Raw genomic sequence first — 23,391 nt, 5'->3', positions numbered from 1 at the left:
TCGACGACCGTGACGCGGAGGAAGAGTAGCGTTTGCGGGGCGGCCCTGGGGGAGGCTTCGCCGGGTATGCGGGACGCCTGTGTGTGCCAGTAGAGTGACGCGCCGTGGCACCACGACCCTTGAACGAACTTGTTGACGCGGGCTGGGCGAAGGCCCTCGAACCGGTGGCCGACCGCATCGCCGCCATGGGGGACTTCCTCCGGGCCGAGGTGGCGGCGGGCCGGACCTATCTGCCGTCCGGGGCGAACGTCCTGAGAGCCTTCCAGCAGCCCTTCGACGACGTCCGCGTCCTGATCGTCGGTCAGGACCCCTACCCCACACCGGGTATGGCCATCGGGCTGAGCTTCGCGGTGTCGCCCGAGGTGCGGTCGCTGCCGGGCAGCCTGGAGAACATCTTCCGCGAGATGCATTCCGACCTCGGCCTGCCCAGGCCGTCGAACGGTGACCTGACACCGTGGACACAGCAGGGCGTGCTGCTGCTCAACAGGGCGCTGACGACGGCTCCGCGCAAGCCCGGCGCACACCGCGGGCAGGGCTGGGAAGAGGTCACCGACCAGGCGATCCGGGCGCTCGCCGCGCGCGGCAAGCCGCTGGTGTCGGTCCTGTGGGGCCGTGACGCGCGCAACCTGCGGCCCTTGCTGGGGGATCTGCCGGCGATCGAGTCGGCGCACCCGTCTCCGATGTCGGCGGACCGGGGCTTCTTCGGCTCGCGTCCGTTCAGCAGGACCAACGAGCTGCTGCTCGGCCTGGGGGCCGCGCCGGTGGACTGGCAACTGCCGTAGGGAACGGCGCGAACTGCCCTGGGACACGACGCGAACAACCGTGAGACATGGCGCTCGTGATTGTCTGTCAGGCGCGCCTGTCCCCGAACTGCGCCGGACCGGACGGCCCGACCTCGGCGAGCGTGCGAGGCGCCACCCGCGCACGAGCGGTGATGCCCGGGGAGTCAGCCCGCCACGGTGTTGTAGTTGACGATGCCCTCCACCATCAGGGCGACCGCACCGGCCAGTGGGCTGTCCACCCCCTTGCTCACCACGTCGGGTAACCGGTGCGCCTCCTCCGCGGTGACCGCCACCATGCCCCAGAACGCGTTGTAACCCGACGGATCCGCCGGCTTGTCGGTGGCGGCCCCGACCGTTGCGACGCCGTCCCTCTCGACCACCGCGAGCGCGCCCATCTGCCGCAGCGTGTCGGCATCCCGCTCTTCCGCGGCCACCACGCTCCAACCCGCCACTCCCAGGTGCTGAAGCGCGCCGAGAAGGCTGCCGGCACTGCCCGGACCGCTGATAACGATGTCAGGCAGGACGAGGGCGACCGGTCCCTGCGTCATCGGCAGGGCGGACCGGATCGCGCCGTCGAGACCCGGCTCGAACGACTCGTCCTGGTAGACGAAGACCATCTGGAAGAGGTCGGCGTAGCGCGCGAGATAACTCACCGTCTCCAGCTTGTGTGCCCCGAACACGACGACCAGGCGCACGGAGAGTCCGCTCTTCGCCAGTTCGACGACGGCCTCCAGGCTGCGGTCCAGCACGGTGACTCCGGGAGCCAGACAGTGCAGCTCCTTCGGGTAGGGCGCCCTGAAGCGCGTTCCGAACCCGGCGCAGGGCAAGACGATCGAGACATCCGGAACGGGCGCGGACGAACTATGCATGGAGTGGCTCTCAGGTTGTGTGACGATCGGGAACCTTGCACGCCTCGTCGCGTACGGGCAGCCCAAGGCCGACGCTGCACCATCGGCCAGGAAGGCACGCTGGCGCTCACCGTAACCACCGGGGACGGCTCACGCGAGAGGGCGTCGATCACGAAACCGTCCACGAGGGGCCGCGTCCGACTTCCCTCAACTCGCTTCCGACGTCGCTCACTTGCTCCCCAACCTGGCTCGGCAAGGCGTAGGCGGTCTCCGGCAGTTCGGTGTTCGAGGACCACTGCCGCGTTCTGATCATGCGACGTATACTGCTGCCGCACACCCGCTACGGCTGCCGTATCGCCGTCGACGAGGACCGCTCGACGCCTGGGCGGCCACCGACGCGGACGTCTGGCGCGACAGAACGAAAGAGGACGCGGAATGCGGGTGCTGTTGTCCACATACGGAACGCGTGGCGACGTCGAGCCGCTGGTGGCACTCGCGGTACGGCTGCGGGAGCTCGGCGTGCGGGTGCGGATGTGCGCCCCGCCCGACGACGAGTTCGCGGAGCGGCTCGCCGGCCTCGGGGTGGAACTGGTGCCGGTGGGGCCCCCGGTTCGGGCGTTGATGCGCGGGACGACTCTTCCCTCGGCGGCCGATCTGGCCCGCTACCGGACCGAGATGGTCGGCACCCAGTTCGACGCCTTCCCTGCGGCGGCCGCCGGATGTGACGGGCTGGTCGCCGCCGGCCTGGCGCAGATCGCCGCACGGTCCGTGGCCGAGGCCGCCGGCATCCGCTACGTGTACGCCAGCTATGCGGCGGTCCATCTGCCGTCGCCGCACCACGCGCCGCCCCCGCGGCCGGGCTGGCCCGCGCCGGAGGCGAACGACAACCGGACACTGTGGGAGGCCGACGCCCAGCACGTGGACGCGCAGTTCGGTGAAACCCTCAACAGCCACCGGGCGTCGCTCCGTCTGCCACCGGTGGACAACGTCCGCGACCACGTCCTCACCGACCGGCCGTGGCTGGCGGCGGACCCGGTCCTGGGACCGTGGCGGGAGACCCCCGGCCTCGACGTGACGCAGACGGGTGCCTGGGGCCTGCCGGACGAACGGCCGCTCCCCGCCGACCTGGAGGCGTTCCTGGACGCGGGCGCGCCACCGGTCTACGTGGGCTTCGGCAGCATGCGCCCGTCGGAGGACATCGCCGACCGGGCCGTCGAGGTGATCCTCGCCCAGGGGCACCGTGTCCTCGTCTCCCGTGGCTGGGCGGACCTCGACCTGGTCGACGGCCGGGACGACTGCTTCGCCGTCGGCGAGGTCAACCACCAGCGTCTGTTCGGCCGGATGGCCGCCGTCGTGCACCACGGCGGCGCGGGCACGACGGTGACGGCCGCCCGGGCGGGCGTGCCGCAGGTGGTGGTCCCTCTTCAGCTGTCCGACAACCCGTACTGGGCGGGGCGGGTGGCGGACCTGGACATCGGTGTGGCACTCGACGGTCCGACCGCGACCGGCGAGCTGCTGGAGCTCGCGTTCAAGACGGCCCTGGCACCCGGGACCCGGGCGCGGGCGCGGGCTCTGGGCAGCAGGATCCGCACCGACGGAGCGGCGGTGGCGGCGCGCCTGCTGTGCGACGCCCTCCGGTGAGGGTCCGCCCGCCCGCGAAACCCGCTTCCCGGGCGTTGATCGCGTGGTGATCGGGACAGTGGCCGACTGCTAGCGTTCCGGCGCATGGACGACGGCGTGTACGTGGGCAATGCGGGCAAGGACGCGGCGCTGGACCAGGGGTGGCTGCTCGGGCACTTCAAGGAGCACGGTGGCCCGCGCCACAGCGAGGCCGTGGAGGTCAAGTGGGGCGTCCACCCGCGGGGTGAACGGCGAGCTCAGTGGGTGAAGGGCGAAGTGCGGACAGCGCTCCTGGTTCTCATCAACGGTCGCTTCCGTATGGAGTTCCCCGGTCGCAGCGTACTGCTGGAGGAACAGGGCGACTACGTCGTCTGGAAGCGGGGAGTGGACCACTCCTGGGTCGCCGAGGAGGAGTCCGTGGTGCTGACCGTGCGATGGCCCTCCGTGCCCGGATACGCCGTACCGCAGGAGGAAGAGCGGACGGGTCCTGACGCCGAGCACGGCCCTGCCCGTCACTGAACCCCGGCGACGCCGCCCCCGCGGCCGGGCAGTCGGCGGCCCGGCCCGGTTCGACGACGTCGAGCCGGGACCCGGTGCCACAGCCTCATCCTGCCGCCGTATCCGCCTCGAGGACCGAGCGGATCACGTGGCCGGACACCGAAGGGGAGGGGCCGGTGGCCGAGGCCGGGCCTCGACCGGGCCGCCTCAGCCGATCACCGACGCCCGCACGCACAGCACGTCCGGCAGGTGCGAGGCCAGCTGCTGCCAGCTGTCGCCGTCGTCCGCGGAGGCGAACACCTCGCCGTTGCGGTTGCCGAAGTACACGCCCGCCGGGTCGGCGTCGTCCGTGCACAGGGCGTCGCGCAGCACCGTGCCGTAGTGGTCCTCCTGCGGCAGCCCGGCCGTGAGCGGCTCCCAGCTCTTGCCGGCGTCCGCCGTGCGGTAGACGCGGCACCGCCGGCCGGCGGGCACCCGGTCCGCGTCGGCGTTGATCGGGAACACGTACGCCGTGTCGCCGCGGCGCGGGTGGGTCGCCGCCGCGAAACCGAACGTGGAGGGGAGGCCCTCCCCGATGTCCGTCCAGTGCCCGCCCGCGTCGTCGCTGCGGTAGACGCCCCAGTGGTTCTGCAGGTAGAGCCGGTCGGGCGTCGCCGCGTCCCGGGCGACCTTGTGCACGCACTGGCCGAACTCCGGGTCGGGGTCCGGCAGGAACAACGCCGACACACCGGAGTTGGCGGGCGTCCAGCTCTCCCCGCCGTCCGTCGTGCGGAACACCCCCGCCGTCGACACGGCGACGGTGACCGCGCGCGGATCGCGTGCGTCGGTGAGCACGGTGTGCAGGCCCTCGCCGCCTCCGCCCGGAACCCACTTCGATCGCGTGGGGTGCTCCCACAGCGGGCGGACCAGCTCGAAGCTCTCCCCCCGGTCCTCCGAGCGGTACAGCGCGGCGGGTTCCGTGCCCGCGTACACCACGTCGGGCTCGGCCGCCGACGGGTGCAACTGCCACACCCGCTCCAGCGAGGCCTCGGTGTCCGGCGGGAACTTGACGGCGGGGCTGGCCGGTTCGGTCCAGGTCCGGCCCAGGTCGTCGGAGTGGAACACGGAGGGCCCCCAGTGGGCGCTGTCGCCTCCGGCCAGCAGCCGCGGGCTGTCGCCGCGGGTGTCGATGGCGACGGAGTACACGGCCTGCGCGTTGAAGTAGGGGCTCTCGTCGAACGCCCAGGCGCCACCGCGCCGGCGCCCGATGAACAGGCCCTTGCGCGTGCCCACGGCGAGCAGTACTTCGGTCATGCCGATCACCTCCGCGACATCTTTGTCTCAGACACCGGCCAGTCTGCACCCCGCCACTGACAGTACGCCCGAAAAACGCTTCGTCGCAGGTGGGAACGGTGGTGGCGACCCACCGCCCGGCGCCGGCACCCCCTCGGGCCGGGGCGCGTGCGGGAGCGTGGGACTCATGGGACGGTGGAGTCACGGGAGCCGCCGTGAGCATCCCGGAGGCGTCCCCCGTATGGGAAGGCGGTCCGGCAGGTTCGCGCGCTCGTGAGGAGGATGCCTTCGATGGCGTTCCGTGGTCCGAAGATGTGGCTGTGGCGCTGGCGGCGCAATCCGCTCAGGCGCCGCGCGGACGCGGTGGAGGCCTGGGTCGTACTCGGCGCCTGGCTGCTCACCCTCCTGGCCGGAGTCCTGGCCGGTCTCGCGGCGACCCGGTCGGTCGAGGACGGGCTGGCCCGGGAACGCGTGGAGTGGCGTCCCGTCGTCGCCCGTCTCACCGAGCGGGCCCCCGGAACGGCGTCCGCGCACGCGGGTTCGGCCAGCGGTGACCGGGTGTGGGCCAAGGTCGCCTGGACGGTCGGGAACACCTCCCACACCGGGCAGGTCCGTGTACGGCCCGGCAGCGTCCCGGGCGCTCCGGTCACCGTGTGGACGGACCGGCAGGGCCGCCTGGTGACCCGGCCCGCCACCGTCTCCCAGGCCCGGCTGCGGGCCTCGCTGATCGGCGGCCTGGTGGGGGTGAGCGCCGCGGCCGTGCCCTTCGTCGGCGGCCGCATGCTGCGTGGCCGCATGGAACGCCGCCGTATGGACCAGTGGGACGCGGAGTGGTCCCGCTTCGGCCCGATGTGGGGGCGCACGACCGGCTGACCGGCATCGACGCGGCGGCGACGCCGGACCGCCCGGCGCGAGGGGCCTGCCCCGCCGGGGGCGTGCGCCCCCGGCGCGGAGGACTCGCGCCGCGAGGCGGACCAAGCCGCGTCTCGCAGCCGACCGCCCCCGCCGCTACGGCAGCGCCCGTTCCAGGATCCGCGTCAGGTCGGCCGTGTCGGGGAGGGTGCCGAAGGCGTGACCCCAGTCGCCGCCGAGGCGGCTCGCGCAGAAGGCGTCGGCGACCGGGGCGGGTGCGTGACGGACCAGGAGCGAGGCCTGGAGGGTCAGGGCCATCAGTTCCACCAGCCGGCGGGCACCGGCCTCGGTCGTCTCGGACAGCATGCTTCCGAGTCGGGTCACGGCCCCGTCGAGCCGGGCGTCCGCCCCCTGCGCCAGGGCGAGTTCACCGAACAGGGCGTCCGCGGCGCCCGGTGCCCGGCGCAACGCCCGCAGGACGTCGAGGGCGTTGACGTTTCCGGAGCCCTCCCAGATCGACAGCAGCGGGGCCTCGCGGTAGTGGCGGGGCATGCCCGACTCCTCGACATAGCCGTTGCCGCCCAGGCATTCGAGGGCCTCCGCCGTGAAGGCCGGCCCCCGCTTGGTGACCCAGTACTTCCCGACGGCGGTGGCGATCCGGCGGAACGCGGCCTCCCCGGCGTCCCCGCGCACCGCCCGGTCGGCGGCTCCGGCCAGCCGTAGCGTGAGCGTGGTCGCGGCCTCCGACTCCAGTGCCAGGTCGGCCAGTACGTTGCGCATGAGCGGCTGGTCGACCAGCCGGGCGCCGAACGCGCTGCGGTGGCGCACATGGTGCCCCGCCTCCACGAGCGTCTTGCGCATCAGGGTGGCCGACATCATCACGCAGTCCAGACGCGTGCAGTTGACCATCTCGATGATCGTCTTGACGCCCTGCCCCGCGGGACCGACCAGCCAGGCGACCGTGTTGTCGAACTCGGGCTCGGAGGAGGCGTTCGACCGGTTGCCGAGCTTGTCCTTGAGCCGCTGGATGCGGAACGTGTTGCGGGTGCCGTCGGGCAGGACGCGGGGCACCAGGAAGCAGGACAGACCGTCCGGCGCCTGGGCCAGCACGAGGAACACGTCGCACATGGGAGCCGAGGTGAACCACTTGTGCCCGCGCAGGGTGTGGACGCCGGGCTCGGCCGTGGGCGTCGCCACGGTGGTGTTCGTACGGACGTCGGAGCCGCCCTGCTTCTCGGTCATCCCCATGCCCGCCAGCAGGCCGGGCTTCTCGGCCGGCACCCGGAGTCCGGGCTCGTACTCGCGGCCGGTCAGCAGGGGTTCGTAGATCTTCGCCAGGTCCGGCTGCCTGCGCAGTGCGGGCACGGCCGCGTACGTCATCGACGTCGGACAGCCGTGTCCGGCCTCGGTGTGGCCCCACACCAGTCCGCCGGCGGTACGGGCGACGTGGGCGCCGGGCCGGTCGTCCGCCCACGGCGCGCCCGCGAGGCCCTCGGCGACCGCGACCCGCAGCAGGTGGTGCCAGCTCGGATGGAACTCGACCTCGTCGATCCGGTTGCCGTACCGGTCGTGCGTGCGCAGTTCCGGCTCGTGCCGGTTGGCCTGCTCACCCCACTCCTGCGCCTCGGCGCTGCCGGCCGTCAGCCCGAGCCGCCGGACGTCCTCCTCGGCCCAGCCGGCGCCCTCCCGCCGCAGCCCTTCGAGCAGGGCGGTGTCCTCGGAGGCGTCGTAGGGCACCGGGGGAGGGGGCTGGTTGGTGACGTCGTGCGTGGCGGAGTGCTCGTGCGTGGGTGTCGGGGCCATGGACCAATGTTGCACTCTCGCTGCGGTCGCAGCAATAGTGCAACATCAGGACGGTCCGTACAGTACGTGACCATGCCGAGGAACGTGTCAGTGCAGCCCCCCGAGGCCGGCCTGCGGCCGTTGTCCGCGCGGTCGGTCGTCCTGAGCCTGCTGCTGGGAGCGCACCCGCCGGAGCTGTCGGCCAGGGAGCTCGTCCGGGCGGTGGAGCCCTTCGGTGTCGGCGCGTCCACGCTGCGGGCAGCGCTGAGCCGGATGGTGGCGGCGGGCGATCTGCGCCGCGCCGAGACCCGGTACCGTCTCAGCGACCGGCTGCTCGCCCGGCAGCACCGCCAGGACGAGGCCGTCCACCCGCACACGCGGGCATGGGACGGCGACTGGGAGATGGTCGTCGTCACCGCCACGGGACGCGGCCCCGCCGAACGCGCCGAACTGCGGGCCCGGTTGACCGCCGCCCGGCTGGCCGAACCGCGCGAGGGCGTCTGGCTGCGGCCCGCGAACCTGCGCCGCCCGCTGCCGGAGCGGCTCGGCGAGGTGGCACAGCAGTACACGGCCCGGCCGGACCGCCCGGCCGGTGAACTCGCCGCCGAACTGTGGCCGTTGGGCGACTGGTCCGCCGTCGCCCGATCCCTGCTCACCCGCGCGGGCCGTACCCGTCGGCCGGCCGACCGCCTCGCCACCTTCGCAGCCGTCGTACGCCATCTGCTCGCCGACCCCGTGCTGCCCCCCGAACTCCTGCCGCCCGGCTGGCCGGGCGCTGACCTCCGCACCGCCTACGAGGGATACCAGCGGGAGTTGGCGGACACGGTCCCGCAGCGGGAGCACGCGCACGGCGGGGTGTGAGAGCGCGGCCGTATCCGGCGCCCCGCGGGACACCGGATACGGCCGCCTGCACCGCGCCGCGATCAGGGGAGCCGGTCAGGGCGGCCCGGCGCCCGCTCCCGGCCCGGCACCCGCCCTCTCACCTGTACGTGATGTCCGACGCCGCGTACTTGCAGTACGTGCCGTCGGGGCCGGAGCCGTTGGTGGTCGGCTCCTTGCCGGTGTTGTTGCCGATGTACTTCTGGCACGGAACGATCTTCTTGCTGCTGTCCCCGACGATCGTGATGGCCTTCAGGGTCGCGCTGTCGCCGTAGTTGGTGTTGATGCCGACGAGTTTGTTGCCCTTGTAGGTCGCCTCGATGGTGTTGAGGTTGATCGTCCGCTTGTACTGGCCGCTCTTGCAGTTGCCGCACGAGCGGACGAACGTGCCGAAGTTCTTCACCGCGAAGTTCGAGACGTTCAGCGTGCCGGCGCCGTTGAACTGGAACACCTTGTCGCTGGCTTCCTTCGCGCCACCGCCGGAGACGGTGTAGACGTTGGACGACGACGAGCCGAGGAACGTCGCCGCGTCCTCGCCGACGTCCTCCCACCACACGTTCTGCAGCGTGCAGCTGCCCAGGCAGTGGATGCCGTCCGCGGCGGGGGCGCCGATGATGACGTTCTTGAGGACCGCGCCGGCGGCCAGTTCCAGGATCGGCCCCTGGTCCTCGTCCTGGCTGCCGCTGCCGAGGTCCCCGGTGCCGTAGAGGCGCTTCATCCCGTAGTCCTTGGTGCCGGACACCGAGATGGTGGAGGAGACGGCCTGGCTGCCGTTCGCGGTGGGCCAGGTGGCGGCGGCGGCCGGAGTGAGAGCGCCCTCTGTCATGATCATGGCAACCGAGAGGCTGAGTGCGGCCATGGCGCCGGTCAGTGCGCGCGTGCGGGCGCGCGGCCGAGCTGCAGAAGTCATGTCCCGATTCCTTCTGTTGGTCATTCTGTCCGTCTGGGGCGTGCCTGACGTGCCTGTCTTGCCTGCCGTGTCCGGAACGCGGGCCGGGGGCGTCAGAGCTTCCCGGCGCCGGCGCCGCCGGTCACCGAGGCGACGACGGTCGAGGCGGGCTCGGCGGTGTAGCTGTACGGAGCGCTGGTGAAGGTGCCGACCCGCGAGATCTCGGTGGCGGCTCCGCCGAGGTCGTTGCCGCGCAGGTTGGCGTAGCCGTCCACGTCGCTGTCGCGGCTGGTGGTGACCGCGACCACCGTCGAGCGGAACACGTTGTTCTCCACGAGCATCTGGGCGCCCATGCGGGAGTGCACGGCGGTCTCGGCGCCCACGACGTAGTTGTCGTAGAAGTGGCCGGTGCCGAAGCGCAGGCTTGGGATGCGGGAGTAGACGTTGCTGAACTGGTTGTGGTGGTACGTCACCCGCAGGTGCCCGGTGTCCTCGCTCGCGTTGTTGTCGCTGTGGCCGACGAGCGAGCCCTTGAAGTGGTCCTTGAAGGTGTTCCAGGACACCGTGACGTAGTCGGAGCCGTGGTTGATGTCGAGCAGACCGTCGTAGTAGTCCTTGTCGTGATTGCGGTCCGCGGAGAAGGAGTTGTGGTCGATCCACACCTTCGTCGACGCCTGGACGGTGATGCCGTCGGCCGGCGCCACCGGCTTGCTGATGTTCAGGTTGCGGACCACGACGTTGGTCACCTTCTTCAGGCGCAGCCCGCCACCGGTGAACCCGGAGGACGAACCGACGCCCAGGACCGTCGTGTTGGAGCCGATGTCGACCTGACCGCTCAGTGAGATCAGGCCGTTGACCTTGACGACCTTGGCCGTGCTGCCGGTGACGGCTGTCTTGAAGGCGCTCAGGGTCGAGACGGTGACCGCCGAGGCGCTGCCGCCGCCGGTGGTCCCGGCACCGAAGCCGACCGGCGAGGTGTCCGCCGCGGCTGCCGACTGCGGGAGGACGAGGACGGCCGCCGTGGCGAGCGCCACGGCTGCGACCGTCACCAGGCTGGACCTTTGCGGCTGTGTACGCGGGGGGTGAGTACGCATGCGGGTGCGTCCCTTCCGGGTGCGAGTGGGGTCGTGTACGTGAATGCCGTACGCCATGTTGAACGCCATGCGAGGACAGTGCGGCCCGTTAGGGACTCAGCTGCGCCCCTTGGTCACACTGCTGAACGGAACGTAGGGGGTAAGCGCTTTCTAGTCAACGCTTTGCGCAGACGGCATTCGGCCACCCGTGAAGCGGCCGAGGTCCTGGGATCCGATGCCGTGGGAGCGCTTCCATGGTGGCCCCGCCCATGCCACGATGCTCGGCGGACGCCTCCCTTCCGAAGGGGCGGTCCGACGAGAGAGCCGGCGCGTCCCGGTCCGCCGACGGGACGCCTGCCGCCGAACCACGCCCGCGAAGCCGCGACCGGAAAGGTTCGAGAAGACGTGTCCCCCACACCCCGCAACACCGCCTGGAACAGGCCGCGTTCGCTGCTCCTGACGTTCCTCGCCGCACTGGTGCCGTTACTCGCGGCCACCCTGGCCGCCACCCCCGCCGCCGCGCGGACGCAGGCGCCCGGCGCGGTCCCCGCCGCCACCCTGACCGAGGTCACCGGCTTCGGCGACAACCCGAGCAACCTCCAGATGTACGTCTACGCCCCGGTGAACGTCAGCGCCCACCCGGCGGTCGTGGTGGCCGTGCACTACTGCACCGGGTCCGGCCCTGCGATGTACTCGGGCACCGAATGGGCCTCGCTCGCCGACCGGTACGGCTTCGTCGTCGTGTACCCGTCGGTCACCCGCGCGAGCAAGTGCTTCGACGTCTCCTCCCCGCAGGCGCTGAAGCGCGGCGGCGGCAGCGACCCGGTCGGCATCAAGTCGATGGTCGACTGGACCGCCCGCACCTACGGAGCCGACCCGGGCCGGATCTTCGCCACCGGCATCTCCTCCGGCGCGATGATGACGAACGTCCTGCTGGGCGACTACCCGGACGTGTTCGCCGCGGGCGCCGCGTTCTCCGGCGTGCCGTTCGGCTGCTTCGCCACCGCCGACGGCTCGGAGTGGAACAGCGCCTGCTCCGGCGGCACCGTCACCCACAGCCCGCAGCAGTGGGGCGACCTGGTGCGCGGCGCCTACCCGGGATACGCCGGGCCCCGGCCGCGGATGCAGGTGTGGCACGGCACCGACGACGACGTGCTGCGCTACCCGAACTTCGGGGAGGAGATCAAGCAGTGGACCAACGTGCTCGGCGTCGGCCAGACCCCGGCCGCGACCGACTCACCCGCAGCCGGCTGGACCCGCACCCGCTACGGCTCCACCGGTGACCAGGCACCCGTGGAGGCCGTCAGCCTCCAGGGCGTCGGCCACAACCTGTACAGCTACGGCATGGCCTCCCGCGCGCTCACCTTCTTCGGCCTGGACGGCTCCGGCTCCGGGCCGCAGCCGGGCGCCTGCCGGGTGACCGCCACCACCAGCGCCTGGAACACGGGCCTGACCGCCTCGGTCACCCTCACCAACACCGGCACGACCGCGTTCACCGGCTGGCAGCTCGCCTTCACGCTGCCCGCCGGCCAGACCATCACCAACGGCTGGGGGGCCACCTACGCGCCCGCCTCCGGCGCGGTCACGGCGACGAACGCCTCGTACAACGGGACGCTGGCGCCGAACGCGAGCGTCACCATCGGCTATCAGGCCGGGCACACGGGCAACAGCGCGGCACCGGCGGCCTTCACGCTCAACGGGAAGGCGTGCACGGCCGGTTGACACGCGCGGACCGGCGGCGGCCCCGGAGAACTCCCTCGGGCCGCCGCCGGTCGTGGCGAGATCAGTACGGCAGCAGGCGCCCCGAGGGCGTCCTGCGGTCGATCGTCTGGTCACGGGACGGAATGGGCCGACGGCTGACACGAATGCGGATCTGGCGGTTCATGACGCCCTCCTCATGCCTGGTGCGACCAGCCTGGTCGCCGGCTCGGGCGCGCGCATCGTGCCCGGGAGGGATCTACCCCGATCTTGCGGGAGCACTCATCGAGGTGGCCCGTACTTCTCCGGGAGTACCTACTCGTCGGGATGTGCATGTTTTTCGGGGGGGCGTTCCCGGCGTCACACGCTCCCGCGGAGCCCGGCGCGCCCCCGGGCGCCGTGAGTCAGACCGAGCGGTGGTACTGCTCCGGCACCCGTACCCCGGCGCCGAGTTCACGTGCCGCCTGCCGTGCCCAGGACGGGTTGCGCAGCAGCTCGCGGCCGAGCAGGACCGCGTCGGCCTCGCCGTTCGACAGGATCTTCTCGGCCTGCTCGGGGTCCGTGATGAGTCCGACGGCGGCGACCGGCATCGGCGACTCGGCCTTCACACGGGCGGCGAAGGGGACCTGGTAGCCGGGGCCGAGCGGAATGCGCACGCCGGAGGCGTTGCCGCCGGTGGAGACGTCGAGGAGGTCCACTCCGTGGGCGTGCAGTTCGTGGGCGAGCCGGACCGTGTCGTCCGCCGTCCAGCCGCCGTCCGCCAGCCAGTCGGTCGCCGAGACGCGGAAGAACAGCGGCTTCTCGTCCGGCCACACCTCCCGTACGGCGTCGACGACCTCCAGGGCGAAGCGGGCGCGGTGGGCGAACGAGCCGCCGTAGCCGTCGGTGCGGTGGTTGGAGTGCGGGGAGAGGAACTCGTTGATCAGATAGCCGTGGGCACCGTGGATCTCGGCGATCTCGAAGCCCGCGGCCAGGGCGCGGCGGGCCGCGTCGGCGAACTGCCCGACCACGTCCTGGATCTGGGCGACGGTCAGCTCGTCCGGTACCGGGTGCCGTTCGTCGAACGCCACCGGACTCGGTGCCACCGGCTGCCATCCGTGGGCGTCCGCTCCGACCGGCGCGCCGCCCTTCCAGGGCCGGTCGGTCGAGGCCTTGCGGCCGCTGTGCGCCAGCTGCACGGCGGGCACCGTGCCCTGGCCGGCGAGGAAGCGCGTGATCCGGCGGAACGCCTCGACCTGGGTGTCGTTCCAGATGCCGAGGTCGTAGGGGGAGATGCGTCCCTCGGGCGACACGGCGGTGGCCTCGACGACGATCAGTCCCGTGCCGCCGGCCGCGCGCGCCGCGTAGTGCGCGAAGTGCCAGTCGGTGGGCGCGCCGGTCTCCGGACCCTGCGGAGCGGCCGAGTACTGGCACATCGGGGGCATCCAGACCCGGTTCGGGACGGTCACGTCGCGCAGGTCGAAGGGCTGGAAGAGTGAGCTCATGGAGAGCTGCTCCGTTCGTCGCGGATCCGGTGGACGACTCGTACGATAGGCATCGTAGTACGGTGGATGTCAAACTACGAGAGTTGCCGTACAAAGCCTCGTAGACTGGAGCCCCTCCCGCTACGGGGAGCCTCCCGGACGAACTGGAGCCCGCCGTGACCACCGCCGTCCCCGCCGCAGGCAGCCGTGACCTTCCGCATCCGGCGCGGGAGGAGATCCGGCTGGAGGCGGTGCTGCACGCGCTGTCCGACCCGATGCGGCTGCGGATCGTGCGCGAGCTCGCCGCCGAGGGCGGCGAGCTCTCCTGCTCCCACTTCGTGCTGCCCGTCACCAAGTCCACGACCACGCACCACTTCCGGGTGCTGCGCGAGAGCGGGGTGGTACGGCAGACCTACCGCGGCACGGCCAAGATGAACGGCCTGCGCCGCGCCGCCCTGGACGACCTCTTCCCCGGGCTTCTCGGCAGCCTGCTCGCCGCCGCCGAGCGGCAGGCCGTCCGGCTCGGCGGCTGAGCCCGCGGCATCGGCCGAACCCGCCCTGACCGGCAGGGAGTTGCAAAGTCCGGAAGGTGGTTGAAGAGCAGGTTCGGCGCGATCGCGGTCAGGCGGCCGGCGCCGCCACCTACCCCGAGCCGGCCTGCCGGGCCGCCGTCAGCAGCGACTCCCAGTCGGGGAGCTTGACGACGCCCCGCCCGAGCGACGCCCCGAGCCGCGCCTCCGCCCGCTCGATCGCCTGCCATCCCGGCCACTCGACGGGATCGAGCCCCTCGGCCCGCAAGACCGTGAGCGGATCGCCGGGAATCTCCTTCTGTGCGACGACGTCGGCGTCCTCCAGCAGCGACAGCACCGTCTCCTTCGCGCAGGGCCGGTTCGTGCCGATGACACCCGTCGGGCCGCGCTTGATCCAGCCGGCCACGTACTCGCCCGGCGCGACCACGCCCTCGCGCAGCACCCGGCCGGCCAGATGGGGGACCGTGCCGCTCGCCGCGTCGAACGGCAGCCCCTCCAGCGGCACCCCGCGATAGCCCACGGAACGCAGCACGAGCTGGGCCTCGATGTCCTCGTACCGCCCGGTGCCGGTCACTCCGCCCCGGCCGTCCGGCCGTGTCCGCTCGAAGCGCACCGCGCCCACCCGGCCGCCGTCGGGCAGGAGGGCGATGGGACGCAGGAAGAAGCGCAGCCGCATGCGGCGCGCCGCGCCGGTCGCCGGAGTCCGCGTCCAGTCCCGCAGCACCTCCACGTTGCGCCGCTGCGGGGCGGGCAGCGCCGAGGGGTCCAGCCAGGCCGGATCGAGCGCGAGCTCCGCCGGGTCCACGCTCACGTCGGTGCCGGGCAGGGCGCCGAGTTCGCGCAGTTCCTTGGTGGTGAAGCGGGCCTGCGAGGGGCCGCGCCGGCCCGCGATGTGGATGTCGGTCACCCGGCTCGCGGCCAGCGCGGCGAGGGCGGGCTGCGGCATGTCGGTGGGGCTCAGTTCCGCCGGGCCCCGCGCCAGCATGCGGGCCACGTCGACGGCCACGTTCCCGACGCCGATGACCACGGCCGAGCGGGCGCCGAGCACGAAGTCGCCGGCGCCGGCGTCCGGGTGGGCGCTGTACCAGGACACGAACTCGGTCGCCGACCAGCTGCCCGGCAGGTCCTCGCCGGGGATGCCGAGATGCCGGTCGGTGGCGGCGCCCACGCAGTACACGACCGCGTGGTACAGCTCCCGCAGCCGGGCTGCGGACGGTCCGCCGGGCCCGATCCGGACACCGCCGAGGAAACGCACCCGCTCGTGCTCCAGCACCGTCCGCAGATTGCCCTGCAACGACTTGATCTTCTCGTGGTCCGGTGCCACGCCGTACCGCACCAGGCCGTACGGGCACGGCAGCCGGTCCAGGACGTCGACACGCACCTCGGGGTCCAGCTGGACCAGGCTCTGGGCGGTGTAGCACCCGCTCGGCCCGGAGCCGACGACGGCGACACGCAGCACGGCGGAACTCCTTACCCGGAGGATTCAGCGGAGATCGCTCACGCCTCCAGGATGGCACCGCGGCCGCTGCGCTGACAGGGTGTGGCGGCCGGTCGGGGTGCGCGTGTCCTTTCGTATGGATTGTGATCATGAGGTTACGTTGCGTGTGTGCTGGAAGCATCCTTTCTTAATCTTTCTGATCGTTGTCCGACGGACGGTGCGGTGTCCGTGTGGCCCGCGTGGGAGGTGCGGGAGGACGGCGACGCCACCTCGTGGTTCCATGTACGGCTGGCGTTCACCGACGGCGCCCGGGTCGACGCCCTCGCGGTGGTGTCCGGAGGCGGGCTGTGCCTGGAGGACGTGCGGGCCCGGCCGGCGCTGTCCCTGGACGACCTCGCGGTGCTCGCCGACTGGATCGAGGGGCCGCTGGCCGAGACGTGCGGCGCGGAGCCCGAGCCGGGGGAGCGGACCGGACCCGGCCGGGCCAGGCCGCCGTGGCCGTGCGGGGTTGAGGGGCGGTGGCTGGTCGCGCAGGAGTACCGCGCGGCACAGGAGAGGGGCGTCGATCCGGTGCTCGCGGTGATGTGCGCGAGCGGGCACAGCCGTCGCCGGTCACTGCGCCTGATCGCCCAGGCGCGTGACGCGGGCTTCCTGGCACCCGGCCACGCCCGACGCTGAGCGCGGCGCGGGGCCCGGCGGCATCCGCGGGCCAACGGTCCGACGTGCGAGCCCCGTTACTGCATCTCCCGCATCCGGGTGATCTCGCTCGTCTGCTGGGCGACCACGTCGTCGGCCATCTCCTCGATGCGGATGTTGTTGCCCTGCCCCTTCACCTCCGCGGCCATGGTGAGCGCGCCCTCGTGGTGAGTGACCATCAGCTTCAGGAAGAGTGCGTCGAACGCCTTCCCCCTCGCCGCCCGCAGCGCGCCCAGTTGGGCCTCGGTCGCCATGCCGGGCATCGCGGAGTGCGTGTGGCCGCCGCCCGACTCGTCCTCGCCGTACGTCCGCAGCCAGCCCCGCATGCCGTCGATCTCCGGGCCCTGCGCGGCGGCGATGCGCTCGGCCAGCCGCTTGAGCTTCGCCGACTCGGCGCGGTCCGGCACGAGTTCGGTCATCTCCAGGGCCTGCGTGTGGTGCTCGATCATCCTGCGCGCGTACGACAGGTCGGCCGCGTTGGGGGAGTCGTCGTCGGCGCGCTGCTCCGCCGCGTCCGCGGCGGACAGGGTCCGGTTCGCCTCGCCCGGCCTGCCCGGCACGAGGACCGACGGCCCGCTCGCCGCGGGCGGGTTCGCGTCGGACGAGGAGTCGCAGCCGCTCACCCCGAGGACGGCCACAGCGGCCAGCGCGGCCATGACCAGGGACGCGCGCGACGCGCGAGGTAAGAGCACAACGACCTCCGGTGGCAGGCGGGTTGGGGCGCAAGTGGTGGGTGCCGAGGACCGTCCTAACACGCTTCCGCCCGCGAGTGATCAAAAACCTTCATTACGTCTTCGTTGCCATCTGTTGATATGTGCATGGTGAAGACGATACTGCGGGGGTGCGTGAACCGTTCCGGCGCGGAACGGAACAAGGGAGGAAACAGTGATCCTGTTAAACGACCCCCGAACACGGCGCAGACGGCTGGGAGTCGCCACCGCCGCGGCCGGGCTCCTGGCGGCGCTGCTGACCGCCGGCCCAGCCGCCGCGACCCCCGACCCCGGGGACGGCACGGGCACGGCGAAAGAGGTGTCCCGCAGCGCCCGGGCCGAGGTCGGAGCGGCCATCTCCGACGGCGCGATACCCGGGCAGGACGAGATCGTCCACTCGGCGAACATCGAGCACCTCGCCAACGTCCCCAAGGAGGCCCTCGCCGGCTTCAACTCGGACCTGGCCTTCCAGGGCAGGTACGCCTTCGCCGGCAACTACGACGGCTTCCGCATCTTCGATATCAGCGACCCGAAGGCCCCGAAGACGGTCGCCCAGGTCCTGTGCCCCGGCTCGCAGAACGACATCTCCGTCTCCGGCGACCTGCTGTTCCTGTCCACCGACTCCTCGCGCAGCGACAGCAGTTGCAACAGCACCACGCAACCCGTCACCGAGAAGTCGTCGTGGGAGGGCATGAAGGTCTTCGACATCAGCGACAAGACCAACCCGAAGTACGTCGCCGCCGTCGAGACCGCCTGCGGCTCGCACACCCACTCGCTGGTGCCCGAGCGCAAAGACGTCTACATCTACGTCTCCTCGTACTCGCCGAACGCCGCCTACCCCGACTGCCAGCCCCCGCACGACGGCATCTCGGTCATCAAGGTGCCGCGCAAGGCCCCCGAGCAGGCGGCCGTCGTCGGCTTCCCGGTGCTCTTCCCCGGTGAGGGCCCGGACGGCGGCGGCAACCCCGGCGCGCCCACCAACCCCGGCGTCTCCAAGACGACCGGATGCCACGACATCACCGTCCTGCCCTCCAAGGACCTGGCCGCGGGCGCCTGCATGGGCGACGGCATCCTCTTCTCCGTCAAGGACCCCGAGCATCCGAAGGTCATCGACCGGGTGCAGGACAACGTCAACTTCGCGTTCTGGCACTCGGCGACCTTCAACCAGAAGGCCAACAAGGTCGTGTTCACCGACGAGTTGGGCGGCGGCGGCGCGGCCACCTGCAACGCGGCGATCGGACCGAACCGCGGCGCCGACGGCATCTACGACATCGTCGGCAAGGGCGACAAGCGCAAGCTCGTCTTCCGCGGCTACTACAAGATCCCCCGCCACCAGGCCGACACCGAGAACTGCGTGGCGCACAACGGCTCGCTGATCCCGGTCAAGGGCAAGGACATCATGGTCCAGGCCTGGTATCAGGGCGGCGTGTCGGTCTGGGACTTCACCGACTCCACCAGCCCGAAGGAGATCGCCTACTTCGAGCGCGGGCCGCTCGCCACCGACGCGCTGTCGGTCGGCGGCGCGTGGTCGGCGTACTACTACAACGGCTACATCTACTCCAACGACATCGTGAAGGGCTTCGACGTCCTCAAACTCAGCGACCGGCGCACCGACCCCGCCCGGCGGGTCCATGTGCGTGAGCTCAACGTCCAGACGCAGCCGGACTACTTCGACTGACCCAGCTGACCCGACTGACCCGGCTGACCGGACGCCTGCTCACCCGTCGCGAAGAACCGTGACAGATCGGTCTCACAGGTCCCGCCGGACGCCTCGCCGTCCGGCGGGACCCCCAGCTCCGGGGCCAGCCCGTAGCGCCGGAACAGATCGGCGCGCAGCGTCGGCACGGGCATCGGGACTCCGGGGACCAGAGCGGCGAAGACCGCGCCCATGAGCGCGGCGCGCAGCATCGGGTAGTCGCTGCCGACGTTCTGCGAGCCGTAGCGGGCGACGGTGTCCCCGAGCAGCTCGGACAGCCGCTGCTGCTCCGGGCACTGCACGAACCCCTCCGCCTGCAGCAGGCCCGCCATGTGCTGGCGCATCAGCACCGGCCGGTCCCGGGCCAGACCCAGGATCGCGTCGACGGCCCGCGCCAGGCGCTCCCGCCCGTCCTCCGTGCGCGGCTCACGCTCCAGGGCCTCCTCCAGCGTGCGGTGCATCAGCCGGTGCACGGCCGACTGCACCAACTGGCGCTTGCCGGGGAAGTAGTACGACGCCAGACCCCGGGCCGAGCCCGCCCGGTCCGCGATGTCGCCGAGCGTCGTCGCGTCGTAGCCGCGCTCGCCGACCAGCTCGACCGCCGCCTGCAGAAGCCGCTCCCGGGAACGCCGGCGCAACTCTTCATTGACCGAGGCGCTGCGCGGGGACATGCTGTAACTCCTGCGTTGACTGGTTGCCAGCCAACTATACTCAACGCGACCGGACAAGCCCGTACCCGGGCTCTGTCCGGGCTGCTGCCTGCCCTGGGCGGCGCGGGGGATCGTCCAGGGCGGGTGAGCACACCCGGGGTCGTCGCCCCGGTACTTCCCGGCCGGGCCGGCGTCCACCAGGTCCAGCACCGGCAGCAGTCCGTCCGGCCGCGAGGACACCGGCAGATGGTCCACGAAGTGCAGGCGGCAGCCGAGGGCCGCCGCACCGCCGTCGGCCCGCCGGTCGTCACCCACCATCAGGGTCCGGCGCGGATCGGCGTCGAGCGCGTCGCACGCGGTCGCGAACAGCCGCGTGTCCGGCTTCTGGATGCCGTGCTCGAACGACAGGACGTACGTGCCCACGTAGGCGTCGAGGCCGTGCTCGCGGAAGACGGGCCGCAGGTCCCAGCCGATGTTGCTGACCACACCGACACCGATCCCGCGCTCGCGCAGGGTCCGCAGGACGTGGGCGGCGTCCGGGTAGGGGGCCCAGGCGGCCGGCGTCATGTGCCGGTCGTAGAGCGCGTCGTGCAGCCGGGGGTCGGGCAGCGGCACCTGGCGGGAGAGGCCCGTGTACGCGGCCCGGTGCAGCGCGGCGCTCTCGTCGCGGACGCGCCAGATGCCGGCGACCGGCTCGGGGATCTTCTCGGCGGGGGCGCCGCCGGGCAGGGCGCCGGTGCTCTCCAGTGCCTGCGCGGTCTGTCTCAGCTCGGTGTCGCCGAGGCGGAGCCCGAAGTCGTCCAGGACGGCGCGCAGCCAGGACTCGGCGGACTCGATGCGGAAGAGGGTTCCGGAGAAGTCGAACAGGACGGCAGACATGCGCCGGACTGTACCGGCGCCCTTCACCGGCGAACGCCCCGCCGGGGGTGCCGCGGTCCGGCGTCCGGAAAGCCAAGGTGGGTACCCCAAGAAGTTCGCTGTCGGTCCGTCAGGCCCGTGGGGCGCCTCACGTGGCTCGCGTCGGCAGTTCTCCACTCCGGGGCAGGCGGTCGTACACCGACACGGCCGCCGCCACCACGAGCCCGCCGAGCAGCCAGCCGCCCACCACGTCCGAGGGCCAGTGGACGCCGAGCCACACCCGGGTGAGGCCGACGCCCAGCACGGAGAGCACGGCCGCGGCCAGCGCCGTACGCCACAGGGTGCGGCCGGCGCGGTGGTGGTGGAGCAGCCACAGGAGCAGTCCGCACACGACCGTGGCCGTCAGGGCGTGGCCCGAGGGGAAGGCCGTGTAGTGGGCGGAGTCGACGGGGTCCGGCCAGACGGGCCGGGGCCGGTCCACCGCGGCCTTGAGCCCCTGCTGCAGCAGTGTGGCCAGCGCACATGTGGCCGCCAGCCATAGTGCGGTCCACCATGCCGAGCGCCGCCACACCAGCCACACCATGGCGACGGCACACACGATGCGAAGGGTCAGGGGATCCCAGACCCAGTCCGTCAGAACGCGGAACACATGCGTGGTGCCGGGTTCGTCGACCGCCCAGCGATGGGTGGTGCGCGCGACGGCGCCGTCGACGCTGATCAGGGGGTGCCACCGCACAGCCACCAGGGTGAGCAGCAGCGCGGAGCACGCGGCCAGAGCACAGGCGAGACGGGCGGCGGCGCGGTGCTCCGACGGACGGGGAGGGGAGTCGACGGGGGGCGGGTGCATGCTGCGATCCTCGCCGACCGGCGGGGCGGGAGGCCAGTTCCGGGGCGGGCGACGGGAGTCGGGGGGTGTGCGGTGGCTGCGTTCGGTGGTCGGGTGCGGTGGGTTCGGGGTGCGTGGTGGTCTTCCAGTGCTGCGGGATTTCAGGTGCGATGCGGTCGCCGTGGCGGGCCGCGATCGCCGCCACCTTCGGGCAGCGGGCACGCTTTTGCAGCGCCCTGTCCCCTTTCCGGCCCCGGTGTCCGGCCTCCCGCCGCCTGGCTCCCGATGCCTGCGCCCGGCGTCGGCGCCTGGGTCCCGATCCCGGCCCCCGACCCGGCGCCTGGCCCCAGCGCCCGCTCCCGCCGCCCAGGTCCCGATCCCGCTGGCCGCCGCCCGAGTCCCGCGCCTTATCCCAGCGCCCTGAGCCCCGGTACGAAGGCCACCAGCACGGGAACCGCCGGGACCAGCGCGGCCGCTGCCATGAGGCGCAGGCGGCGGCCCGCGGTGAAGCGGTCGGGCGGAGCGAGCAACCGGTCCACCCGCCGCGGCACATGGGCCTGGGGTGTCGGCCCGGGGCCGAACACGCCCCGGTCCTCGTTGACCTCCACCAGTGCGAGCGCTGTCGTCAGCCGGCCGAAGCGGCGGGAGGCCATGTCGTCGGCGGCGAGTTCGACCAGGCGGTGCATCTCGTCGCGGAACGCGGCGAACACCGGCACCCGCGGGAACCCGTCGGCCAGCGCGGCCGAGCAGTGCAGCAGCCAGTCGTGCCTGGCCTGGGCGTGGCCCTCCTCGTGGGCGACGAGGGCGTCCACCTGCCGGCCCTTCAGCCGGCGCAGCGCGGCCGTCGTGATCACGAGCCGGGGCGCGGTGCCCGACAGCCACCAGGCGTCACACCTCTCGCCCTCCAGGACCACGAGTCGGCCCGCCGGGTCCTCGCCGGGCAACTGCGGGGCCCGCACGAGAAGTTCGGCCCGTCGCAGCCGACGCCGGCTGCGCGCCCCCGCCACCTCGCGCACCAGCATCGCCGCGGTCCACACGCCTCCGCAGGCGAGCGCCACCGCTGTCGCCGCCGCCCAGGGGCCCGCCGCCGTACCGGTCGCGTAGGCCCGTACGACGGAACGCGGTGCCGGGGCGAAAAGGTGACCGTGCAGCGCCTGCCAGGAGGCCGCCGCGCTGAGCGTCATGGACAGCGCGCAGCACAGCAGGACGGCCGCCACCACGCACTGCCACACCCACAGGGCGAGCACCGGCTCGCGGTCCGGCCAGTCGGCCCGGGCCAGCAGCCGTGGGGCGACGACGGCGGCCAGCGCGCCGAGCAGCAACAGTGCCGCGGGGACCATCATGGGGGCAGCCTATGAGCGGGGAGCGGAGCCGTAACGGCCTGCCGCGGCAAAGTGACGCAGACAACGGCCGCGCCCGGCACGGTGTCCCTGACGGGTCGTGTCGTCTTGGCATGCGTATGTCCGGGGATGGGCGGCCCCCTCCCGAGGCCCCCGACGCCTGTCGCCCGCCGTGCCCGTGCCCGCCCCCGGTCACAGGAGCAGCAGCGAGCAGCGGCGAGCGGCAGCGCCACCATGGCGACGCCCGAGGGGGCTCACCCGCGCCTCGATCCGGCACCCCCACAGGGTCGGCGACATCGCCACCAGCGCGCCCCGGACGGGGTCTCGTCGCTCCCCCCGACCCACCCCTGCTCACAGGGTCAGCAGCATCGCCACCATCGCGATGCCCATCGCGAGTCGGCAGGCCCGGGCCAGTTCCGGGCGGTCGCCCCAGGCGGCGGTGCCCGCGCCGGCCGTGGCGGGTACCAGGCGGGCGCCGGAGAGCAGGACGTAGGCGGTGAAGTACAGGAGCAGTACCACCGTCAGCGGGGGGAAGCCGGAGCCGCCGTGCCCGGCGTGTCCGCCGGGCGGCGCGGGGGAGGCGCCCATCGCCACCGCCATGTAGACCATGGCGCAGGCCCCGACCAGATGGTGCAGGTGGTGGCCGCCGGCCCGGGCCGCCCACAGGGCGTGCACGGTGGCCGCGCCGAAGACGGCCAGGTAGCCGGGCCAGGCCCAGGGGGGCGGGGTGAACGCGGTCGCGGGCACGGCCATCGCGGCCATCCCGAAGCCCATCACCGCCTCACCCCCGGCGGCGCGGCGCTGTTCCTCGACGGTGCTGCGCATCCGCAGCAGACAGTAGGCGCCGGTGGCCGCGCACAGTGCCACCAGCAGCCAGCCGGGCGAAGCCGGTCCGTGCACGCCCACCTCCGCGCTCGACGGTCGGTCCGACGATCGGTCAAGGAATGCCCGGGCCGCGCGGCGCGCAAGCGAGCGCAGGGATGTACACGGG

Annotated in this window: 21 protein-coding genes and 1 pseudogene; 9 read left to right on the top strand and 13 right to left on the bottom strand. The window is 72.5% G+C overall.

Annotated features, from left to right (window positions below; translation table 11 throughout):
* Positions 1–104: 104 nt before the first annotated feature.
* The gene (locus tag ABZT03_RS14550; RefSeq protein WP_356038467.1) at positions 105–782 is read left to right on the top strand and encodes a uracil-DNA glycosylase; all 678 of its coding nucleotides are present in this window, start codon (positions 105–107) and stop codon (positions 780–782) included.
* A gap of 164 nt (positions 783–946) precedes the next feature.
* Here the strand turns inward: ABZT03_RS14550 and ABZT03_RS14545 are convergent, their stop codons facing one another.
* The gene (locus ABZT03_RS14545; protein ID WP_356038464.1) at positions 947–1,531 is read right to left on the bottom strand and encodes a hypothetical protein; all 585 of its coding nucleotides are present in this window, start codon (positions 1,529–1,531) and stop codon (positions 947–949) included.
* Positions 1,532–2,065: 534 nt separating this feature from the next.
* Here ABZT03_RS14545 and ABZT03_RS14540 point away from each other — a divergent pair.
* On the top strand, positions 2,066–3,271 hold the full coding sequence (locus ABZT03_RS14540) for a glycosyltransferase (RefSeq protein ID WP_356038461.1): 1,206 nt from the start codon (positions 2,066–2,068) through the stop codon (positions 3,269–3,271).
* Positions 3,272–3,355: 84 nt separating this feature from the next.
* The gene (locus tag ABZT03_RS14535; protein ID WP_356038458.1) at positions 3,356–3,769 is read left to right on the top strand and encodes a signal peptidase I; all 414 of its coding nucleotides are present in this window, start codon (positions 3,356–3,358) and stop codon (positions 3,767–3,769) included.
* 186 nt (positions 3,770–3,955) lie between these two features.
* Here ABZT03_RS14535 and ABZT03_RS14530 read toward each other — a convergent pair whose 3' ends face one another.
* Positions 3,956–5,041 (bottom strand): exo-alpha-sialidase, encoded by a 1,086-nt coding sequence (locus tag ABZT03_RS14530; RefSeq protein WP_356038455.1) that lies wholly within the window; start codon positions 5,039–5,041, stop codon positions 3,956–3,958.
* 270 nt (positions 5,042–5,311) lie between these two features.
* Between ABZT03_RS14530 and ABZT03_RS14525 the strand changes: the two genes are divergently transcribed.
* Complete coding sequence (locus ABZT03_RS14525; RefSeq protein ID WP_356038453.1) at positions 5,312–5,893, top strand: hypothetical protein; 582 nt, start codon at positions 5,312–5,314, stop codon at positions 5,891–5,893.
* A 135-nt stretch (positions 5,894–6,028) separates the two neighbouring features.
* Here the strand turns inward: ABZT03_RS14525 and ABZT03_RS14520 are convergent, their stop codons facing one another.
* Positions 6,029–7,675 (bottom strand): DNA alkylation response protein, encoded by a 1,647-nt coding sequence (locus ABZT03_RS14520; RefSeq protein WP_356038450.1) that lies wholly within the window; start codon positions 7,673–7,675, stop codon positions 6,029–6,031.
* A 72-nt stretch (positions 7,676–7,747) separates the two neighbouring features.
* Between ABZT03_RS14520 and ABZT03_RS14515 the strand changes: the two genes are divergently transcribed.
* On the top strand, positions 7,748–8,515 hold the full coding sequence (locus ABZT03_RS14515) for a PaaX family transcriptional regulator C-terminal domain-containing protein (protein WP_356038447.1): 768 nt from the start codon (positions 7,748–7,750) through the stop codon (positions 8,513–8,515).
* 118 nt (positions 8,516–8,633) lie between these two features.
* Here ABZT03_RS14515 and ABZT03_RS14510 read toward each other — a convergent pair whose 3' ends face one another.
* Entirely contained in the window at positions 8,634–9,443 is an 810-nt protein-coding gene (locus tag ABZT03_RS14510) for a pectate lyase (protein ID WP_356038445.1), read from the bottom strand.
* A 92-nt stretch (positions 9,444–9,535) separates the two neighbouring features.
* Positions 9,536–10,516 carry a polysaccharide lyase family 1 protein gene (locus ABZT03_RS14505; protein WP_356038442.1) on the bottom strand — a complete coding sequence of 327 codons (981 nt, stop codon included), beginning with the start codon at positions 10,514–10,516 and terminating at the stop codon, positions 9,536–9,538.
* Positions 10,517–10,900: 384 nt separating this feature from the next.
* Between ABZT03_RS14505 and ABZT03_RS14500 the strand changes: the two genes are divergently transcribed.
* The gene (locus ABZT03_RS14500) at positions 10,901–12,217 is read left to right on the top strand and encodes a PHB depolymerase family esterase (RefSeq protein WP_356038439.1); all 1,317 of its coding nucleotides are present in this window, start codon (positions 10,901–10,903) and stop codon (positions 12,215–12,217) included.
* A 380-nt stretch (positions 12,218–12,597) separates the two neighbouring features.
* On the opposite strand, the gene ABZT03_RS14495 is transcribed toward ABZT03_RS14500, so the two are convergent.
* Positions 12,598–13,677, bottom strand: coding sequence for an NADH:flavin oxidoreductase/NADH oxidase (locus ABZT03_RS14495; RefSeq protein WP_356038436.1), 1,080 nt, complete (start codon positions 13,675–13,677; stop codon positions 12,598–12,600).
* Between the two features lie 155 nt (positions 13,678–13,832).
* On the opposite strand from ABZT03_RS14495, the gene ABZT03_RS14490 reads away from it, so the two are divergent.
* Positions 13,833–14,189 carry a helix-turn-helix domain-containing protein gene (locus ABZT03_RS14490; RefSeq protein ID WP_356038433.1) on the top strand — a complete coding sequence of 119 codons (357 nt, stop codon included), beginning with the start codon at positions 13,833–13,835 and terminating at the stop codon, positions 14,187–14,189.
* A 109-nt stretch (positions 14,190–14,298) separates the two neighbouring features.
* Here ABZT03_RS14490 and ABZT03_RS14485 read toward each other — a convergent pair whose 3' ends face one another.
* Positions 14,299–15,645 (bottom strand): FAD-dependent oxidoreductase, encoded by a 1,347-nt coding sequence (locus tag ABZT03_RS14485; RefSeq protein ID WP_356038431.1) that lies wholly within the window; start codon positions 15,643–15,645, stop codon positions 14,299–14,301.
* 201 nt (positions 15,646–15,846) lie between these two features.
* Between ABZT03_RS14485 and ABZT03_RS14480 the strand changes: the two genes are divergently transcribed.
* Entirely contained in the window at positions 15,847–16,302 is a 456-nt protein-coding gene (locus ABZT03_RS14480; protein ID WP_356038428.1) for a DUF6214 family protein, read from the top strand.
* A gap of 56 nt (positions 16,303–16,358) precedes the next feature.
* On the opposite strand, the gene ABZT03_RS14475 is transcribed toward ABZT03_RS14480, so the two are convergent.
* A complete protein-coding gene (locus ABZT03_RS14475) occupies positions 16,359–16,976 on the bottom strand; it encodes a DUF305 domain-containing protein (protein ID WP_356038578.1) in 618 nt (205 codons plus the stop codon).
* Between the two features lie 229 nt (positions 16,977–17,205).
* Here ABZT03_RS14475 and ABZT03_RS14470 point away from each other — a divergent pair, with 229 nt between their 5' ends.
* Positions 17,206–18,708 (top strand): hypothetical protein, encoded by a 1,503-nt coding sequence (locus tag ABZT03_RS14470; RefSeq protein ID WP_356038425.1) that lies wholly within the window; start codon positions 17,206–17,208, stop codon positions 18,706–18,708.
* On the opposite strand, the gene ABZT03_RS14465 is transcribed toward ABZT03_RS14470, so the two are convergent.
* The 5 genes and pseudogenes from ABZT03_RS14465 to ABZT03_RS14445 all read right to left on the bottom strand — a co-directional run bounded on the left by ABZT03_RS14465 (position 18,696) and on the right by ABZT03_RS14445 (position 23,300).
* Positions 18,696–19,397, bottom strand: coding sequence for a helix-turn-helix domain-containing protein (locus tag ABZT03_RS14465; protein ID WP_356038576.1), 702 nt, complete (start codon positions 19,395–19,397; stop codon positions 18,696–18,698). The two genes, ABZT03_RS14470 and ABZT03_RS14465, sit on opposite strands and share 13 nt — an antisense overlap.
* Positions 19,398–19,571: 174 nt before the next feature.
* Positions 19,572–20,255: pseudogene (locus ABZT03_RS14460) on the bottom strand (HAD family hydrolase); the annotation flags it as partial.
* A 127-nt stretch (positions 20,256–20,382) separates the two neighbouring features.
* Positions 20,383–21,081: a phosphatase PAP2 family protein gene (locus ABZT03_RS14455; RefSeq protein ID WP_356038422.1), complete on the bottom strand. Its 699-nt coding sequence runs from the start codon at positions 21,079–21,081 to the stop codon at positions 20,383–20,385.
* A 386-nt stretch (positions 21,082–21,467) separates the two neighbouring features.
* Complete coding sequence (locus ABZT03_RS14450; RefSeq protein WP_356038419.1) at positions 21,468–22,403, bottom strand: M56 family metallopeptidase; 936 nt, start codon at positions 22,401–22,403, stop codon at positions 21,468–21,470.
* 348 nt (positions 22,404–22,751) lie between these two features.
* The gene (locus ABZT03_RS14445) at positions 22,752–23,300 is read right to left on the bottom strand and encodes a DUF5134 domain-containing protein (protein WP_356038416.1); all 549 of its coding nucleotides are present in this window, start codon (positions 23,298–23,300) and stop codon (positions 22,752–22,754) included.
* Positions 23,301–23,391 lie beyond the last annotated feature (91 nt).

It is taken from the genome of Streptomyces sp. NPDC005574 (assembly GCF_040605435.1).
Lineage (GTDB): Bacteria > Actinomycetota > Actinomycetes > Streptomycetales > Streptomycetaceae > Streptomyces.
Note: the sequence above shows the minus strand (reverse complement) of the source record. Positions and strands in the feature narration are given on the sequence as shown.